This window comes from Agrobacterium deltaense RV3 (genome assembly GCF_900013505.1).
Classification (GTDB): domain Bacteria; phylum Pseudomonadota; class Alphaproteobacteria; order Rhizobiales; family Rhizobiaceae; genus Agrobacterium; species Agrobacterium leguminum.
This window is the reverse complement of the sequence record NZ_LT009745.1, coordinates 815,350-831,199: the sequence shown is the minus strand read 5'-3', so window position 1 is coordinate 831,199 and position 15,850 is coordinate 815,350. Positions and strand designations below refer to the sequence as shown.

At 61.6% G+C, this 15,850-nt stretch carries 20 protein-coding genes and 1 riboswitch; of the genes, 8 read left to right on the top strand and 12 right to left on the bottom strand.

Annotated elements, in window-relative coordinates:
• Positions 1 to 236: 236 nt before the first annotated feature.
• On the top strand, positions 237 to 524 hold the full coding sequence (locus AGR7B_RS04205; protein WP_080817417.1) for a hypothetical protein: 288 nt from the start codon (positions 237 to 239) through the stop codon (positions 522 to 524).
• 10 nt (positions 525 to 534) lie between these two features.
• On the opposite strand, the gene dmeF is transcribed toward AGR7B_RS04205, so the two are convergent.
• Complete coding sequence (dmeF, locus tag AGR7B_RS04200) at positions 535 to 1,548, bottom strand: CDF family Co(II)/Ni(II) efflux transporter DmeF (protein ID WP_080856091.1); 1,014 nt, start codon at positions 1,546 to 1,548, stop codon at positions 535 to 537.
• 20 nt (positions 1,549 to 1,568) lie between these two features.
• On the bottom strand, positions 1,569 to 1,841 hold the full coding sequence (gene dmeR, locus AGR7B_RS04195; RefSeq protein ID WP_003509296.1) for a Ni(II)/Co(II)-sensing transcriptional repressor DmeR: 273 nt from the start codon (positions 1,839 to 1,841) through the stop codon (positions 1,569 to 1,571).
• Between the two features lie 129 nt (positions 1,842 to 1,970).
• Between dmeR and AGR7B_RS25800 the strand changes: the two genes are divergently transcribed.
• The 4 genes from AGR7B_RS25800 (at position 1,971) to AGR7B_RS04175 (ending at position 4,072) form a co-directional block, all read left to right on the top strand.
• Positions 1,971 to 2,318 carry a hypothetical protein gene (locus AGR7B_RS25800; protein WP_162934044.1) on the top strand — a complete coding sequence of 116 codons (348 nt, stop codon included), beginning with the start codon at positions 1,971 to 1,973 and terminating at the stop codon, positions 2,316 to 2,318.
• A gap of 60 nt (positions 2,319 to 2,378) precedes the next feature.
• Positions 2,379 to 2,792: a MerR family transcriptional regulator gene (locus AGR7B_RS04185; RefSeq protein WP_003522268.1), complete on the top strand. Its 414-nt coding sequence runs from the start codon at positions 2,379 to 2,381 to the stop codon at positions 2,790 to 2,792.
• Positions 2,793 to 2,996: 204 nt separating this feature from the next.
• Complete coding sequence (locus AGR7B_RS04180) at positions 2,997 to 3,485, top strand: GNAT family N-acetyltransferase (RefSeq protein ID WP_003509304.1); 489 nt, start codon at positions 2,997 to 2,999, stop codon at positions 3,483 to 3,485.
• Positions 3,486 to 3,505: 20 nt separating this feature from the next.
• Positions 3,506 to 4,072, top strand: a complete 567-nt coding sequence (locus AGR7B_RS04175; protein ID WP_065654239.1) for a type 1 glutamine amidotransferase family protein — start codon at positions 3,506 to 3,508, stop codon at positions 4,070 to 4,072.
• Positions 4,073 to 4,242: 170 nt separating this feature from the next.
• Here the strand turns inward: AGR7B_RS04175 and AGR7B_RS04170 are convergent, their stop codons facing one another.
• The 6 genes from AGR7B_RS04170 to AGR7B_RS04145 form a co-directional block, all read right to left on the bottom strand.
• Positions 4,243 to 4,557, bottom strand: a complete 315-nt coding sequence (locus AGR7B_RS04170; RefSeq protein WP_080856090.1) for a hypothetical protein — start codon at positions 4,555 to 4,557, stop codon at positions 4,243 to 4,245.
• Positions 4,558 to 4,561: 4 nt separating this feature from the next.
• Positions 4,562 to 5,272 (bottom strand): CbtA family protein, encoded by a 711-nt coding sequence (locus AGR7B_RS04165; protein ID WP_080856089.1) that lies wholly within the window; start codon positions 5,270 to 5,272, stop codon positions 4,562 to 4,564.
• Between the two features lie 11 nt (positions 5,273 to 5,283).
• Positions 5,284 to 5,466, bottom strand: coding sequence for a CbtB domain-containing protein (locus AGR7B_RS04160; protein WP_080856088.1), 183 nt, complete (start codon positions 5,464 to 5,466; stop codon positions 5,284 to 5,286).
• Between the two features lie 161 nt (positions 5,467 to 5,627).
• Positions 5,628 to 5,863, bottom strand: a riboswitch (cobalamin riboswitch).
• Between the two features lie 185 nt (positions 5,864 to 6,048).
• Positions 6,049 to 6,969, bottom strand: coding sequence for a c-type cytochrome (locus tag AGR7B_RS04155; RefSeq protein WP_059753944.1), 921 nt, complete (start codon positions 6,967 to 6,969; stop codon positions 6,049 to 6,051).
• Positions 6,970 to 7,059: 90 nt separating this feature from the next.
• Positions 7,060 to 7,494: a c-type cytochrome gene (locus tag AGR7B_RS04150; RefSeq protein ID WP_162934043.1), complete on the bottom strand. Its 435-nt coding sequence runs from the start codon at positions 7,492 to 7,494 to the stop codon at positions 7,060 to 7,062.
• A gap of 118 nt (positions 7,495 to 7,612) precedes the next feature.
• Positions 7,613 to 8,242 (bottom strand): LysE family translocator, encoded by a 630-nt coding sequence (locus AGR7B_RS04145; RefSeq protein ID WP_080856087.1) that lies wholly within the window; start codon positions 8,240 to 8,242, stop codon positions 7,613 to 7,615.
• A gap of 133 nt (positions 8,243 to 8,375) precedes the next feature.
• Between AGR7B_RS04145 and AGR7B_RS04140 the strand changes: the two genes are divergently transcribed.
• Positions 8,376 to 9,077: a helix-turn-helix transcriptional regulator gene (locus tag AGR7B_RS04140; protein ID WP_080856086.1), complete on the top strand. Its 702-nt coding sequence runs from the start codon at positions 8,376 to 8,378 to the stop codon at positions 9,075 to 9,077.
• Positions 9,078 to 9,278: 201 nt separating this feature from the next.
• Here the strand turns inward: AGR7B_RS04140 and AGR7B_RS04130 are convergent, their stop codons facing one another.
• Both AGR7B_RS04130 and AGR7B_RS04125 read right to left on the bottom strand, forming a co-directional pair.
• A complete protein-coding gene (locus AGR7B_RS04130; RefSeq protein WP_080856085.1) occupies positions 9,279 to 10,130 on the bottom strand; it encodes a metallophosphoesterase in 852 nt (283 codons plus the stop codon).
• Positions 10,131 to 10,391: 261 nt separating this feature from the next.
• A complete protein-coding gene (locus tag AGR7B_RS04125) occupies positions 10,392 to 10,994 on the bottom strand; it encodes a superoxide dismutase (protein ID WP_003522258.1) in 603 nt (200 codons plus the stop codon).
• Positions 10,995 to 11,214: 220 nt separating this feature from the next.
• On the opposite strand from AGR7B_RS04125, the gene AGR7B_RS04120 reads away from it, so the two are divergent.
• Entirely contained in the window at positions 11,215 to 11,577 is a 363-nt protein-coding gene (locus AGR7B_RS04120) for a hypothetical protein (protein ID WP_078051094.1), read from the top strand.
• 4 nt (positions 11,578 to 11,581) lie between these two features.
• Here AGR7B_RS04120 and AGR7B_RS04115 read toward each other — a convergent pair whose 3' ends face one another.
• A complete protein-coding gene (locus AGR7B_RS04115; protein ID WP_059754120.1) occupies positions 11,582 to 12,124 on the bottom strand; it encodes a GNAT family N-acetyltransferase in 543 nt (180 codons plus the stop codon).
• 96 nt (positions 12,125 to 12,220) lie between these two features.
• Here AGR7B_RS04115 and AGR7B_RS04110 point away from each other — a divergent pair, with 96 nt between their 5' ends.
• Positions 12,221 to 13,105 carry a LysR family transcriptional regulator gene (locus tag AGR7B_RS04110; RefSeq protein WP_080856083.1) on the top strand — a complete coding sequence of 295 codons (885 nt, stop codon included), beginning with the start codon at positions 12,221 to 12,223 and terminating at the stop codon, positions 13,103 to 13,105.
• Between the two features lie 231 nt (positions 13,106 to 13,336).
• On the opposite strand, the gene AGR7B_RS04105 is transcribed toward AGR7B_RS04110, so the two are convergent.
• On the bottom strand, positions 13,337 to 15,694 hold the full coding sequence (locus AGR7B_RS04105) for a methyl-accepting chemotaxis protein (RefSeq protein WP_080856082.1): 2,358 nt from the start codon (positions 15,692 to 15,694) through the stop codon (positions 13,337 to 13,339).
• Between the last annotated feature and the right edge of the window lie 156 nt (positions 15,695 to 15,850).

The following is a 15,850-nucleotide window of genomic DNA, read 5'->3' as shown; positions in this document are numbered from 1 at the left end:
GATCAAGGCGGAATGACGGGAGTGAGGTGTTCACGGCGCCAGAAATTTAACCCGGACTGCAATGCCGCGAGGGATAAAGCTGGCAATCGCATCCTGCCCCGCCCCCTTTATGCAAAAACGAAGCACTACTTCGCCTGCTGTCAACCCTCGGCAGTCGCTGCAGCGCAGCAAGCGCAAGTTTCGGACAAGTCGCCGCCGTTAACCATTCGTTAACTTTTGAACGCGGAATCACCGACATGCAGATCGAAAGCAATATTGGCGGATATAACTATCAGGGTCGCATCCGCGACATCGAAAAAGCTGGCAGCGCTCAAAGCGCGCCGGAGGAGCAGGCGGTAAAACGCGGCCCCGGCAATCCCACCGTTTCCAGCACCATTCTTTCCCAGTCGCTGGCCAATGTTCTGTGGGCCGTCGGCAATGGCAGCGCGCCCGCTTATCAGGATGCAGCTGCGGCTTCCCCCGAGGACAAGGCGGAAGCCGAGGTGGAATGGGTGCGCAGCGCCTATTCGGAATATACCGAATAGGCGATTCCAATCAGGCCCTTGCCGGGCTGACTTCCACCGTCACATGCGAGAGTTCATGTATGGCGGCAAGTTTCTGCTTATAAAAAGCCGGCGCTTTCGGCGCCTGTGAATGGATCGCCACGATGGCGGCGTGATGCCCCGGCCCTACCTGCCAGACATGCAGGTCGGTGATGCGATCCTCTTCCGTCTCCACGCTTTCACGGATTTCCTGCGGCAGATCCTCCGCCGGCGGCAGCGCATCGAGCAGTGTCGTCGCCGTGGAGCGGATCAGTCCCCATGACCAGCGGGCGATGACCAGACCGCCAACGATACCCATCAACGGATCGAGGAACGACCAGCCGTTCCACTTGCCGAGCAGCAGCGCGACGATGGCGAGAACCGACGTCAGCGCATCCGCCAGCACATGCAGATAGGCCGCGCGCAGATTATTGTCCCGGCCGCCCTTTGCGCCGTGGTCCGCATGGTGACCGGCATGGGAGCCGTGATCGTGATGGGCGTGGCTGCCATGGCCATGATGGGCATGCGAGCCGTGACCATGCCCATGTCCATGATCGTGGTGATGGTCATCCTTCAAAAGCACGGCGCTGAGAAGATTGACGGCAAGGCCGATGATGGCGACGAGGATCGCTTGGTTGAAATCGATTTCGACAGGATCGATGAGGCGCATCGCGCTTTCGACGGCAATCAGCAGCGCCACCACGGCCAGTACGATGGCGCTGGCAAAACCCGCCAGATCGCCGAACTTGCCGGTGCCGAAAGTGAAGCGCGGATTGCGCGCCTCGCGGCGGGCATAAAGATAGGCGAGCGCCGAAATCAGCATCGCGCCGGCATGGGTGGACATGTGCCAGCCATCCGCCGTCAGCGCCATGGAGCCATACCAGTGGCCGGCAACGATTTCCGCCACCATCATCGCCGCGGTCAGCGCAATGACCATCCAGACGCGCCTTTCATTGCGCTCATGGTTCTGGCCAAGGAAAACATGGTCGTGACCGGCTGCTGCACGGTGTTCGGATGTCGTCGTCATGTCGCTAATCCTGTTCGCTTTTACCGTATGTAGGTCTTCAGCACCTGGGCCAGCTCTTCCGCCGCCCGCGCCCGCTCGTCTTCGTTTTCGGCATGCACCACATGCTCATGCAGATGCTCCTGCATCACCTCCCCGGTCAGGCCGGAAAGCGCGCCGCGCACCGAAGCGAGCAATTGCAGCACCTCGCCGCAGGGCTTGGCATCATCCAGTGCGCGCTCGACCGCCTCCATCTGCCCTTTCAGCCGGCGGATGCGGGCCAGAAGCTTCTCCTTGTTGCGGATCGTATGGGACATGGGCACCTCATATACTATAGGGGGGTATAGTATATTGCCGCTATTTTTTGCGCAAGGCGTGCATGACGCAATCTTCGGGAATGTTTCGGACCTTAAAAATGCCCCATCAGAACTAGGGGACTCACAGTCATGACGACTATCGCAGCAACCAGCAGCATCAATTTCGCCTCTCCCGTCCGCGGCATCGCGCCTGCGCATAACCGGGAGAGCCAGTCTACCACCGAGGCTTTGCAGGAGCTGACGCGGGCGGCCCATCGCGCCATTTCGGTGGCAGGCAATGTCGCCACCACCGTCGCCCCGCTGGCCGGCGCCTCCGCGAGCCTGGCTGCTGCTCTCTGGAACATGGACAGCGGCGTTTCCGCCTCCACTGGCGCCAATGCTGAGGTGGCCGCTTCCGCCCAGCCAGATATGGCAAGCCTCGAATCGCAGATTCTGAAGGCACTGGCCCAGGCGCTTGGCGTCAACGACGCCGCTTAAGGCCATTGAACCGGGGACGGAAAAGCCATATCTCTAGAGACTGGAGATATGGAGAAAAAGATGCTGTCCATCGGTGAGCTGTCCAAACGCACTGGCGTCAAGGTGCCGACTATTCGTTATTACGAGCAGATGGGCCTCATCCGCGAAGCCGACCGTTCGGACGGCAACCAGCGCCGCTACGAAAAGACCGACCTCGAAAGGCTGGCCTTCATCCGCCATGCGCGCGATCTCGGGCTGAACATCGACGCCATCCGCGAACTGATCGCGCTTAGCCAGCACCGGCAGATGCCCTGCGAGGGCGCGGACCGCATCGCCGCCGAACACCTCGCCCATGTGCGCGAGAAGATCGCCAGCCTGAAGAAGCTGGAGCATGAGCTGGAGCGGATCGTCTCCCATTGCCACGGCCATTCCATAGAGGATTGCTACGTCATCCGCGCGCTTTCCAATCACGGCATGTGCGAGGGCGAGCATTGATCGGAAAACCGGGCTTGACAGATTGCGGATTCGGGCGCATTGCATGTTCCATGATCAACGAACGCGCACCCATCTCCTGCTCGTACTTTTGGGCCTACCTTTAAGGGCGGCTCGACAGATCATATTGTCAACAAGCCGCCGTCAGGCGGCTTTGTTGTTTCTCAAGCGTCCTGACGGCACCGATAAGACCAAAGGACCGAAAAAATGACCGAAGATAGCTCCCTTACACTGGAAAGACCGCCCGTCGTCATCATTCGTGGCGCACGCAAGACGGATTTGCCCGAGCTCAACGAGATGATTACGCTGCTTGCCTCCTACCACGGCGATGCGGCGGCGATCACGCCGGCGAAACTGGAACGCGACCTGTTCGGCCCGCTGCCGTGGGTGCATGGCCTCGTGGCCGAAGCCGATGGCGCGCTGATCGGTTACGCCCTGCTTCTGCCGCTCTACAGGGCGCAGGAAGGCCGGCGCGGGCTTGAGCTGCATCATCTCTTCGTGCGTGACGGGCATCGCGGCCATGGCACCGGCCAGCATCTGGTTTCCCGCGCCCGCGATATCGCCAAGCGTCTCGGTTGCGACTATCTTTCCGTCAGCGCCACGACCGGCAATGTGGCGGCGCATCGCTTCTACGAAAACATGGATTTCGCGCCCCGCCCGGTCACCGGCATGCGCTACATGCAGTCCATCGCCTGATTAAAACCACGGAGACGGCCATGACACGGATCGCCATTGCGCTGGCGCAGGATTTTGCGGACTGGGAACCGGCGCTGCTTGCTGCCGCAGCCCGCAGTTATCTGGGCGTCGAGATCGTCTACGCTACCCCCGATGGCAGGCCGGTGACATCCATGGGCGGGCTGAATGTGACGCCTGACACATCCTATGACGCGCTTGATCCAGCTGGCATCGATGCGCTTGTCATTCCCGGGGGCTTGAGCTGGGAAAAGGGAACGGCTGTCGATCTTGGCGGGCTGGTGCACCGGTTTCGCGACAGGAACCGGCTGGTTGCCGGCATCTGCGCGGCGGCGAGCGCGCTTGGCGGCACGGGCGTCCTGAACGACGTCGCCCATACCGGCAATTCGCTGGCGTCCCACAAGGCCTATGCCGTCTATAGCGGCGAGGCGCTTTATCGCGACCAGCCGAAAGCGGTCAGCGATGGCGGCATCATCACCGCCGCCGGCAGCGCGCCGGTCAGTTTCGCTGTGGAAATCCTGAAACACCTCGGCCTCTTTGGTCCGGAAGCCGAGGCGGAACTTCAGGTTTTTGCGGCGGAGCATCGCTGAGGCATAGCCGCCTCGGTTGTTTGCGCTCCCTCTACTCCCGTCATTCCGGCCTTGAGCCGGAATCCAGCCGACGCGCGTCTGCGCGGCGAAAAAAGTCCTTTCAGCCCAAGGACTTGGGCTGGCTGGATCCCGGCTCCAGGCCGGGATGACGGACGTGAAAACGGCAATGATTATCGCCGATCAAGTACGCGACAAACACGCGCCGCATGATCGCCGTTCTCCCCGGCAATCGCACGGCGAATATCGCGGCTGTTCAGATGCAGGCTGCGGCCGGCGGGTGAATTCGAGCGTTTTATCTTGCTGAGCGCCGCAGCGATAAAAGCGGCCTCGTGCTCATGAAAACAGGCGATAGCCGCCTCGCGATCCGGGGTCGCCCCAAGAACCGCCTTGAAAGCAAGGCGGTGCACGGCGCAGAAAGCGCCGTGACCGGGAACAGCAAAACGCAGCGCTTCGAGTTCCTCACTCCATTCCGCTGCGTCCTGCATGGATTTACGCCTGCTGGAAGCGCTTCAGGAAAAACGCGCTCAATGTTCCAAGCAAAGCCCAGAAAACGAAGCTGGTCACGGAGGCGGCGACGATGAACTGACGCTCCAGCGGCAGCGGCGCCAGCGCATGTTCGCCTTCCGGCGGCAGGGGTGCGCCGACAACATGCGGTGCGACGATCAGCACCAGCGCCAATACGATGGCCCAGGGTTCGCGGCGGAACGCGATCAGCGCAATCCCGCCCGCGGTTGCGGCAACCGTCGCAAGCCACCAGATCTGCCGCGCCTCAAGTGCGGCAGCCGGGCTGCCCGGAAGTTCCGGCGGCAGGCCGATCATCGGCGCCAGCATGACGGCGGCAAAACCGGCAACGCCCCAGAGAAGGCCTTCGCGCCAGCCGCCATTCGTGCCACGCAGCGAAATCAGGCCGGTCAGCACCAGCGCATAACCGATGGCAGTCAGCACATTGGCGGCAACCGTATAGGCGGTGCGCTCGAAGCCATCGGCCGGGGCCCAGGCCTCGTCATTGTGCTCATGGGCGGGAACGACAGCACCGGGCGCCGGCGCATCATGGCTGTGGGGTGCTTCGCCGGCGCTTTCATAGGTTTCCGCCTGAAGGATGAGCGGCGTCGTGCCAAAAGCCTGCATGGCCGAAACGGCGAAACCGCCGAGGATGCCGACGAGAACGGCGGTAAAGACGATATTGCGAAAAGACGACATGCCGTTTCCCCTCAGTGGCAGGGGAAGGCATTGGCATGACGCGTGTCATGCGCGGCATTGTGAACGGCTTCCACATGGGAAAAGCCGACAAAACCGACAACGAACAGGCCAAGCACGATCGCCGTCAGCGATTGCGCGAAGCTGGTTGTTTTTGCGGAAACGGCGGCGTCGGCCGTATTCTGGTTGATGGACATGGTGACCCCTCTCCGGCGCGACCCCGCGCCTTTGGACGCGGCCGGACGGCAAAAGGCCGTCGAGCCGCTACGATACACTTCACCACGGGGATACGAGACTGACACAGGGAGGCGTTAATCCCACCACCCTGAAATTCCGCTCTTCCGAACACCCCGCCGGCATGGATATTTCCGCGATGGCAGGTCTCCTGGCTTACGGGTCAAAACCTGAAACACCTTCCCGGCGTCACCCTCTCTGGAAACCTTCGGTTCCCGGCGAGATGGCCTGCCAGTGGCATTTCGTTTCAGGCTCTCCGCTCACAGTTGCGGGGGCAGCCACGAATGAGGATTTCTCCCTATCGTGTTCCCTTTTCACCTTCCGGAACGCCCGGAAGGAACCATCACAGGATTGTTATCCGATGGGCGGGGTCGGGAGTCAATGGTGGGCCTGATTTCGAACTGCACGCCGTCGCCTCCACCTCCGTCACCCCGGACTAGATCCGGGGTCCAGCGCGATCAAGTCCTTTATCGCAAGAGACTCTTTTCACGGCGCAGACGCGCCGTGGCAGGATGCCGGATCTGATCCGGCATGACGGCTGAGGGTTACCGCGACGGTATGGCCTTCAGATAGGCGGCAATTGCATCGCGGTCTTCAGGCGTCAGATGCGCCATGTTCTGCTGCACTTTGACCATGGAGCCGCCGACGCTGTCGAATTCCGGGGTGAAGCCGTTTTCCAGATAGCTGGCAATATCGGCCTCGGCCCAGCTGCCGATGCTTTGCGAGCCGGGGGTAATGTCGGGAATGCGGCCCTCGCCTTCCGGGTTGGGACCGCCCGCCAGCCACTTGTCTTTCACGAAACCGCCAAGCGCGTTGCGCGGCGTGTGGCATTCGCCGCAATGGCCCGGCCCTTCCACCAGATATTGGCCGCGCAGCAATTCAGCATTGGCATTGGCAAGCTCCACGCGGGGCCGCGCCGAGGGGTCGAAATAAAGGAATTTCCAGCCGCCCAGCGCCATGCGCAGATTGAAGGGGAACGGCAACTCGTGATCCGGCGCATCGTTCTGGCTGGCCGGCAGGGCTTTCAGATAACCGAAGAGATCGTTGATGTCCTTCTGCGTCATGCGGGCATAGGAGGCATAGGGAAAGGACGGGTAGAGATGTTCGCCGTTCCTGCCCACACCGCGCGTCATCGCATCGCCGAATTCCGCCAGCGTCCAGCCGCCGATGCCATGCTGCGGATCGGAGGAAATATTGGGGACGTGGAAGGTGCCGAAGGGGCTTTTCAGCGCCTGCCCGCCCGAAAGCGTCAATAGCGCCTCGCCTTTCGCATCGGGCGCGGCATGGCAGCTTGCGCAGCCGCCCGCCCAGAACAGTGTTTCGCCATTGGCCAGATCCGGTTCGCCCAGGCTGACCCAGTGGCTGGGCGCCTGCCGCTGAGGCGCGGTGACCCAGGCGAATATGCCGTAGCCCGCAATGGCCGCGACGACGGCCCCGCCCACGAGTTTCGTCCAGATGGAGGACATGCCCCTCTCCCCATTCTCACCTGACCCGGTCAGATGTCTTTCGTGCCTGAGAAAACGCCGCCGGTAAGCGGCGTTTCCAAAGTGCTGCGATTATTTCTTCAGACGATAGGTCTGATGGCAGGTGCCGCAATCGGCGCCCAGCGTCTTCATGGCGGTGGCGACGCCCGCCTGATCGGTGGGGAGATTGGCGAGAACCATGTCCGCATCCGTGCCGAGCTTGGCGGCCTTGGCCTTGAAGTCGTCGAAATTTTCCCAGATGGCGGGGGCCGCCGCACTGCCGGTCTCGGTGCCGGGGGGGAACTGGTCCGGGAAAGCCTTGGCGTTGGTGCCGATGGTGGTCACTGCAGTCTTGACGGTATCGGCGTCGAAGGGCTTTTCGCCCTTGGAGATGGCGGCAAGCGAACCCATCGCCCCACCGATCTGCTTCATCATGCTTTCACGTTTTTCGACTTCGCCGGCAGCGTAGACCGCTCCGGCGCAAAGACAGCCGAACAGCATGGCCGCGGTAATGGTTTTCAGTTTCATGCAACTCTCCTTGATTCCGGCCGGGACACCGGGCGCTAGATGGAACGGCGCGAGGATGCCCTTTCCGGATGGCGAAAAGAAGTCACATTGCGGTGAATTCCATCGTGAAAACAGAAGCCTAAGACAGGGCCTCCCACAATGTCAGCAGCGCTGCGGCAATCAGCATGAAACCGGCGGCGCGGCCGATGAAGATCGTGGCGGCGGGCGAAGAAACCAGCCATGCCCGGCTTTTATCCGCCGTCAGCGCCAGCGCGCCGTAAACCGTGAACTGCGTGACCGCCACCATCGCGCCCATCACAAGCCCCTGCATCCAGATCGGGCCATAGGCCGGTTTGAGGAATTGCGGATAGATCGCCATCATGAACAGATAGGCTTTCGGGTTGGAAAGGCAGGTCAGCACCGCCCGCCAGAAGGCTTTTCTGACCGAAGCGCTCGCCTGCGCCTCATCGCCGTTCACGACAATCGCGCTGCGCATCAGGCCGATGCCGATTGAGATCATATAGGCCGCCCCGAAAACCAGAAGCGGCAGGAACAGCGACGGCATCCAGGCGGCCAACATGCCGACGCCCAGGGCGCCGTAAAGCGAATGCACGATGCCGCCGGCGCTCATGCCGCTTGCAGCGGAAAGGCCGGTTCTCTTTCCCCCCGTCAGTGCGCTTGCCAGCACGAACAGCATATCCATGCCCGGCAGGATGATGATGCCGAACAGGACCAGAAAGAAAAGCCAGAGATTTTCTGCGTAACTCATGTCAGTATCTCCCAAAACGGTTCACGACACATTCGGGAAATCCCATGTTTCTCAATGTGTTTCTCTGTTTATAGGAGAAGCCAACTGACAGCGTTGTGTCAGTTGCGTGGGAAAATCCACCGGGAAAACGGCAATGCGCAAGGCGTCGAGACTGTTCGAGATCATCCAGATCCTGCGGGTGGCGCGCAGGCCTGTCACCGCACAGACGATTGCCGAGGCGCTGGAAGTGACGGTGCGCTCGGTTTATCGCGACATCGCAGCGCTTCAGACCATGCGCGTGCCGATCGAAGGGGAACGCGGCGTCGGTTATATCCTGCGTCCCGGCTTCAACCTGCCGCCGCTGATGTTTTCCATCGAAGAGACGGAGGCGATCGTGCTGGCGCTCGCCATGGTGGCCCGCACCGGCGATAGCGAGTTGCGGCAGGCGGCAAGGCAGGTCAGCGACAAGATTGCCGCCTCCCTGCCCGAACCACTGTCGAAAACCCTCTCCGCCAATGCCCTGCATGCCTGGGGCAGCATCGCGCCCTCCCCCGCCGGCGTCGATCTTGCGACGGTCCGGCGGGCGGTGCGCGACGAGGAGAAGCTGGAGATCACCTATCGCGATGAAGCCGGCGCGCAAACGCAGCGGCAGGTTCGGCCGATTGCGGTGATCTATTATTCGGAGACGGTGAATATCGTCGTCTGGTGCGAATTGCGGCAGGCGATTCGCAATTTCCGTTCTGACCGGGTGCTGAGCTGCGAAACGACCGGCAGCTTCTTCAAGCTGGAAGGCGAGAAGCTGCGGCAATTGTGGATGAGCGGCTGGCAGAGCAACCAGTTGGGAAACAGAATTTAGTGCAGTTCGCAGCCCTTGTTATGTGTCGGAGCACTCCTCTCCGCCCTCATTCCTGTGCTTGTCACAGGAATCCAGTCGACGCGCGTCTGCGCGGCGAGAGGACTCTTTTCAGCCCAAGGACTTGGGCTGGCTGGATTCCTGTGACAAGCACAGGAATGAGGGCCTCGAGAGAGGTCCGGCATCGCAGCAAGGCATTATTTCCTACAGGAAATACTCCAGCAGGCGATTCTCCTCGCGCCCGAAACCGCGAATGACGATCCGGTCGGCAAAGACATCGGCAATCGCGAAGGTGTTCTGGTCGGGCGTATCGACCATTCCCTTGAAGTTCACGAAGTGGGTATTGCCCAATAGGCCGTAATTGCCCTCGTGATTATGGCCATTGAACCACGCGACGACCGAGGGGTGGGAGCCGAGAAGCTCAAGGATGCGAGGCGCGTCCCACATATTGTGGGCGTTTTCGGGATAGACAGGATAGTGGCAGAGAACGATCACTTTTTCGCCTGCCGCATCCGCCCTTTGCAGAACGGCCCGCAGCCATTCGAACTGCTCGTCGCTGAGCGAGGCGTTCCAGTCCTGCGCATTGATTGCGCCGGCATCCGCAAGGTGCTTCAACCGATCTGCGGCAAGCGCCCGACGCGGATCGCCGGGCGGCGGCGCGAAAAGGCTGACCTCATTGCCGTCAAGCACGACGAAACGGACGTCGCCGATGGAAAAATCATGCCAGGGGGCGGACATGCCGAGGCGGGCGTGGATAGCCGGCAAATGCTCGGCGGCGACAGCAAAATCGTGATTGCCCGGCAGCAGCACCGAGCGGTGGCGAAGCCCGTCGTAAACGGCAAGGATCGCATCGAAGTTTTCGAAGCCGCGATCGATGATATCGCCGAGCGTCACGACGAAGGCGAGGTCCTCGCGGTTGAAGGCGTCGACCGCGTCTGCGAGCTTTTTCGGGCTCTCGGCGTAATAACGGCCCATTTCCGGACGGGGAGCGGCATCGGCATATTGGGGATCGGCGACAATGCCGAAGGAGAAGAGAGGCGTGGTTTTTTCAGTCATGATGCGCCGCGATAAACCCGGCGGATGACAGGCTTGTGACAATACAATCCGACAGGCCGTATCGCCATATCACAAATGCAAAACACCCGGCTTGAAGCCGGGCGTCTCAAGTGGATATTTCCACTGTCGTCATGCTCGGGCCTGTCCCGAGCATCTGCCACGTCGCGTTTTGAGAGACGGAGCAGATCCTCGGCACAAGGCCGAGGATGACGTCGCGCGGGAGGAGGCTGCTTCGATCAGCAACCACGCATTCCGCAAGCCTTACTTGGCGGCGGCTTCGTAACGCTCCAGGACGTAGTCCCAGTTGATGAGGTTATCGACGAAGGCTTCGAGGTACTTCGGACGCAGGTTGCGGTAGTCGATGTAGTAGGAGTGTTCCCAGACGTCGACACCGAGGATGGGATCGGCACCGTGAACCAGCGGGTTTTCGCCGTTCGGGGTCTTGGAGATTTCAAGCTTGCCGTTCTTGACGGAGAGCCATGCCCAGCCGGAGCCGAACTGCGTGGTGCCGGCAGCGATGAAATCGGCCTTGAACTTGTCGTAACCGCCGAGATCGGAGGCGAATGCCTGCTCGAGCTTGCCCGGCAGCTTATTGCCGCCGCCGCCCTTCTTCATCCACTTCCAGAAATGGACGTGGTTGTAATGCTGGGCCGCATTGTTGAAGAGACCGGCATTGGTGCCAAAGGACTTCTTCACGACTTCTTCGAGCGACAGGTCGGAAAGACCTGCTTCGGCCGCCAGCTTGTTGCCGTTGTCGACATATGCCTTGTGGTGCTTGTCGTGATGGAACTCGAGCGTCTCGCGCGACATGTAGGGTGCAAGCGCGTCGTAGTCGTAGGGGAGTTCGGGAAGTTCGAAGGCCATGGTTTTTACTCCTTTTTGCAGCGGGTTACCGCTCCTAGAAACCGTGTGAGCGGACCATAGGAGCGAACCTCTGTTTGGGCAACCTGCGAAATATCAAAATGTTCCGACAAAAGAGAAAATTCCTCCCCGCGCGGCCGCCACCACATTTGTTTCACAACCCTGGCGTACCGTTTTCCACCCTATCGGTTCGCTTTTGCCGAGATTGCAGGAAGGAAATTCCATGACCCGTCCGATCCCCCGCACCATCCTCCTCCTTGCGGCCTTCTCGTCGCTTACTCTACCCGCCGCCGCATCGTCGGATGACGCCTGGAAGGAGTTCGTGGCGGATGTGCAGACGGCCTGCCTTGCCGGCGCCAAGGACATGATCGAGGACGCGAAGGCCGTGGTCGATCCGGTCGGCAGCGAGAATTACGGCCTCGCAATTCTTACCGGCAAGGCCAAACTCGCCGGGAAGAGTGGGGGCGCGGATGCGACCGTCAGCCATATCTGCGTCTATGACAAGAAGACCAAGGCCGTGGAGCTGGGCAGCGAGCTTTCCGGCGATACGCTGAAGGTGGAAATACCCGGCTCCACCAAGCCCTGACCGTTCAAAAGCGCGGTGTGGTGTCGCCCTCGCCCAGCGCACGCTGCATCAGCACCGTATCCAGCCATTGGCCATGTTTCCAGCCGATGGATTTGAAGGTGCCGACATGTTCGAAACCGGCGGCGCGGTGCACGCCGATCGAGGCGGCATTGGCCGAATCGCCGATGACGGCGATCATCTGCCGGAAGCCGCGTGCCGTCGCCGCCTCGATCAACGCATCGAGCAGCTTGCGGCCGATGCCCATGCCCTTCATACCCGGATCGATATAAACGGAATTCTCCACCGCCGCGCCATAGGCCGGGCGCGGGCGATAGGCGCCGGCATAGGCATATCCGGCTATCTTTCCATCGCATTCGGCGACGAGATAGGGGTAATTGCCCTCCACCAGAAGGCGGCGGCGCTCGAGCATCATCTCCGCGCTCGGCGGATCGATCTCGAAGCTCGCGCGGCCGTGCAGCACGGCGTCCCGGTAGATTTCGGCGATGGCTGGAATATCCGCCTCTTCGCAAGGGCGGATGGTAAGGCTGGAAACGGTGGAAAGGGTCATTCTCTTGTCCTGCGGATCATTCACGCCCTCATTGTGCATTGCGGCGCAGCCAAAATAAAGATTATCTATCTTATACAAACGATAAGGTTTTCTTTGATGATGGACCTCGATCTGCGGCAGCTTCGCAGCTTTATGGATGTGGCCGATTTTGGCAGTTTTTCCGCCGCCGCCGACAAGGCGGGGCTGACGCAGCCGGCCATCAGCCTGCATATAAGGCTGCTTGAAAAACAGCTCGGCGTGCGGCTGATCGAAAGGGTCGGCAGGCGCGCGCAGCCGACGGCGGCGGGGCGCGATTTTCTCATCCATGCAAGGCGGATTGCGGAAGAAGTGGCGCATGCCATCGATACCGTTGCGCCGCATCGCAGCGGGGTAACGGGACGCCTGCGCATCGGCACGGGCGCCACCGCCTGTATCTATCTGCTGCCGCCGGTGCTGGGCAAAATCCGGCAGGCCATGCCCGGCATCGAGATCGTCGTGCAGACCGGCAATACCCACGATATCCTCCGGCTTCTGGAGGCCAATACCATCGATGCGGCGGTGGTGGCCCTGCCCGCCAGCGGCCGCAGCCTCGATATCAGCGATATCCATCTCGACGAGCTGGTCGCGGTTTTCCCGCAAGGCTCCGTTTCTGACACAACGGCGCTCAACGCCGAGACGCTTTCAGCGCGGCCGCTGCTGCTTTACGAGGGCGGCAATACGCGCCGGCTGGTGGATCAATGGTTTTCGGCGAGCGGCCGCACCGTGCAGCCCGCCATGGAACTGGGCAGCGTCGAGGCGATCAAGAAGCTCGCAGGTGCGGGCCTTGGCCTTGCCATCGTGCCGCGCATGGCGATGGAGCATGAAGGTGCCGCATCCGGGCTCGAATGGCGCTCGCTCGAACCGCCGCTTGAACGGCGGATCGCGCTGGCGATGCGACGCGACAAACATATGACCGCGCCGCTGCGGGCGCTTGCCGCTGCGCTGCCGGATGTGCGGAAATGATGAGGCCCGCCCCGGTTGCGAGGGCAGGCCTCGACTTGTTGACGAAAAGGCCCCGTACTCTCTCCTCCGTCATGCCGGACTTGATCCGGCATCCAGCCACGGCGCGTCTGCGCCGTGAAGAGAGTCTTTCGCGATCAAGGACTTGATCGCGCTGGACCCCGGATCAAGTCCGGGGTGACGGAGCGCATAATCAAGCCTCCACCACATACGTTCAGTCCACGAGGTTCGTTCTCAAAACTCCGTCCACTCATCCCCCTTCACGGCCAGCGCCGCATTGCCGCGTGCAGCAACGGGGCGAGCCTTCCGCGCCGGTGCGACCGGTGCGGCGGGCGCGTGGACCGGGCTTGCGGCGCGCTGCATATGCCGTGCCGTCTCCCGCAATGCCGAGCTTTGCTGGCCGAGCTGGAATTGCGCAAGCAGGGCGTGAAGGTTCGTGCATTCCTGTGCAAGACCCGCACCGGCCGCATTCATTTCCTCCACCATGGCGGCATTCTGCTGCGTGGCCTGATCCATGTGGTTGACGGCCGTATTGACCTCGGAAAGGCCTGCCGACTGCTCCTGCGCCGCCGTGGCGATGGCGTCCATATGGGTGTTGACGGAAAGCACCAGCTGCTCGATCTCGGAAAGGCCGACGCCGGTATCGGCCACCAGTTTCACGCCTTCACCCACCGCAACGGCTGACGCGGTGATGAGTTGCTTGATTTCCTTGGCGGCATTGGCGGAGCGCTGCGCCAGTTCGCGCACTTCCTGTGCGACGACGGCGAAGCCCTTGCCCGCATCGCCCGCCCGCGCCGCCTCGACGCCGGCATTCAGCGCCAGAAGGTTGGTCTGGAAGGCGATTTCGTCGATGACGCCGATGATCTGGCCGATCTGGCGCGAGGAATGTTCGATGCGCTCCATGGCGGCGACGGCATCGCGCACCACCTTGCCGGAAAGATCGGCCTTTGTCCTTGCCTCACGCACCGTGTCGCGCGCATCGCTCGCCCGTTTGGAGGTGGCGGAAACATTGGCGGTGATCTCTTCCAGCGCCGCGGCGGTTTCCTCCAGGGAAGCGGCCTGCTGTTCGGTGCGGCGTGAAAGATCGTCGGATGCGGAGGACACCTCGTGGGCGCCGCCGTTCACGGTCTGCACGGACTGGCCAACGCTGGTGAGCGCTTCGCGCAGCTGATGCACGGAGCTGTTGAAATCGTGCCGCAGCGTCTCGAATTGCGGCGCAAACGGCGTGGCGATCTCGCAGACCATATCACCGGAGGCAAGCCGGCGAAGACCGCCAGCCAGCGACCCCGTGGCCTGATTGAGACGCTCTTCGGCCTCGGCCTCGGCGCGCTGTTGCAGCTCGATACGGTCACGCTCGGCCTGCTCGCGGTTACCGATGGCTTCGTCCTCAAGCTGCCGGTTGCGGATGGCCGCTTCGCGGAAGATTTCCACGGCGCGGGCCATCTCGCCGATCTCGTCGCCGCGTTTTGCGCCGGGCACATCGATGGTCAGGTTGCCGGTGGACAATTCCATCATCGCCTTTGTCAGGCGGCTGATGGGACGGGTGACGCGGCCGACGATGACGGCAAGGCAGAGAATGCAGACGCCAAGTGTGAGGATGAACGCAGCGAGATAGATCATCGCGCCGATAAAGGCGTCCTGTCTGGCCTTTTCGGCATTGACGTTGAGAACATCCATCGCTTCGGAGGCGATTTTCGCGACCGTATCGAGGTTCGCGGTGACCGTATTGCGCCATGTATCGATGGTGAAGGCAGGCGTGCGGCCGTTGTTCAGATCGTCGATCAGCTTTGCGCGCTGCGCGACGAAATCACCCTTGAAATAGGTCCTGTCGGCAACCGCATAGATATCTTTCAGCGCCTGCGGCGTCGATTCATGCGCGACGAGGTCGCCGGTGGCTTTCCAGGCAAAGGCCGCGCCGGCATCGAAATTGCCAAGCTGCTGGGTTTCCTGCGGGGTCAGCGGCCGCTGCTGGGCCACGACTGCATTGATGACAACGGTGGCGCTGCCGCCGAGCGCACGCGCCGACCAGCCATAGGACCGCAACTGGATGAGGCCGGTGAGGCTCTGGTCGAGCGAGCGAACCTCACCTTCCACCGCCGTAGAGCCAGCTTCGAGCGCCGTCAGGAAATCCTGACCGAGCGCCAGCACGGTCTTGTCCAGCCCGTTTTCACGGCGGTCGAGCGGCAGGGTGACGTTTGCGTCAACCTTTTTGCGCAGCTCCAGGAATTGCGTGTAGATATCCTTCACGCGGGCAAGCGGGGCCTTGAGGCCAGCCTGATCGAGTGCGGCGGCCTGTTCGAGAAAGGCGCCCATGGCGGCGTCCACCTTCTGGCGCGACGCCTGCACGCTGGCGATGGTATTGGCCGTCTTCGCCGGATCGACCGTCAGCGCCGAGGCGCTGTTGCCGCGTTCACTGCGAAAGTTCAGCAAGGCGTTGAAAAGCAGCCTGTCCAGCGAAACGAGCTGCGCCACCTGCGAAAAGCTGCGGGCATGCTGCACGGACTGCAACATGCCGTTGCCCACGAAGCCCGCCAGCGCGATGCCGATGAGCAGAAAAAATCCCACAAGTATATTGCGTATGCTGAAAGACATTTGGCGGCCCCCACTAGCCCGGATCGATAATGCCGCAAGCTAGCCTGTGGTCCTCTAAAATTGGATTAAATTCCCCCTGAATTTTTATGGGAAATAATGCGGTTCAAAACAAAAGGCCGCGGCAGGGATGAGCCTGCCGCGGCCTCTTGAAACTAT

Excerpts from the sequence above, each read along its gene's own strand:
- AGR7B_RS04205 (WP_080817417.1), top strand. The coding sequence starts at position 237 with ATGCAGATCGAAAGCAATATTGGCGGATATAACTATCAGGGTCGCATC.
- dmeF (WP_080856091.1), bottom strand. The coding sequence starts at position 1,548 with ATGACGACGACATCCGAACACCGTGCAGCAGCCGGTCACGACCATGTT.
- dmeR (WP_003509296.1), bottom strand. The coding sequence starts at position 1,841 with ATGTCCCATACGATCCGCAACAAGGAGAAGCTTCTGGCCCGCATCCGC.
- AGR7B_RS25800 (WP_162934044.1), top strand. The coding sequence starts at position 1,971 with ATGACGACTATCGCAGCAACCAGCAGCATCAATTTCGCCTCTCCCGTC.
- AGR7B_RS04185 (WP_003522268.1), top strand. The coding sequence starts at position 2,379 with ATGCTGTCCATCGGTGAGCTGTCCAAACGCACTGGCGTCAAGGTGCCG.
- AGR7B_RS04180 (WP_003509304.1), top strand. The coding sequence starts at position 2,997 with ATGACCGAAGATAGCTCCCTTACACTGGAAAGACCGCCCGTCGTCATC.
- AGR7B_RS04175 (WP_065654239.1), top strand. The coding sequence starts at position 3,506 with ATGACACGGATCGCCATTGCGCTGGCGCAGGATTTTGCGGACTGGGAA.
- AGR7B_RS04170 (WP_080856090.1), bottom strand. The coding sequence starts at position 4,557 with ATGCAGGACGCAGCGGAATGGAGTGAGGAACTCGAAGCGCTGCGTTTT.
- AGR7B_RS04165 (WP_080856089.1), bottom strand. The coding sequence starts at position 5,272 with ATGTCGTCTTTTCGCAATATCGTCTTTACCGCCGTTCTCGTCGGCATC.
- AGR7B_RS04160 (WP_080856088.1), bottom strand. The coding sequence starts at position 5,466 with ATGTCCATCAACCAGAATACGGCCGACGCCGCCGTTTCCGCAAAAACA.
- AGR7B_RS04155 (WP_059753944.1), bottom strand. The coding sequence starts at position 6,969 with ATGTCCTCCATCTGGACGAAACTCGTGGGCGGGGCCGTCGTCGCGGCC.
- AGR7B_RS04150 (WP_162934043.1), bottom strand. The coding sequence starts at position 7,494 with ATGAAACTGAAAACCATTACCGCGGCCATGCTGTTCGGCTGTCTTTGC.
- AGR7B_RS04145 (WP_080856087.1), bottom strand. The coding sequence starts at position 8,242 with ATGAGTTACGCAGAAAATCTCTGGCTTTTCTTTCTGGTCCTGTTCGGC.
- AGR7B_RS04140 (WP_080856086.1), top strand. The coding sequence starts at position 8,376 with ATGCGCAAGGCGTCGAGACTGTTCGAGATCATCCAGATCCTGCGGGTG.
- AGR7B_RS04130 (WP_080856085.1), bottom strand. The coding sequence starts at position 10,130 with ATGACTGAAAAAACCACGCCTCTCTTCTCCTTCGGCATTGTCGCCGAT.
- AGR7B_RS04125 (WP_003522258.1), bottom strand. The coding sequence starts at position 10,994 with ATGGCCTTCGAACTTCCCGAACTCCCCTACGACTACGACGCGCTTGCA.
- AGR7B_RS04120 (WP_078051094.1), top strand. The coding sequence starts at position 11,215 with ATGACCCGTCCGATCCCCCGCACCATCCTCCTCCTTGCGGCCTTCTCG.
- AGR7B_RS04115 (WP_059754120.1), bottom strand. The coding sequence starts at position 12,124 with ATGACCCTTTCCACCGTTTCCAGCCTTACCATCCGCCCTTGCGAAGAG.
- AGR7B_RS04110 (WP_080856083.1), top strand. The coding sequence starts at position 12,221 with ATGATGGACCTCGATCTGCGGCAGCTTCGCAGCTTTATGGATGTGGCC.
- AGR7B_RS04105 (WP_080856082.1), bottom strand. The coding sequence starts at position 15,694 with ATGTCTTTCAGCATACGCAATATACTTGTGGGATTTTTTCTGCTCATC.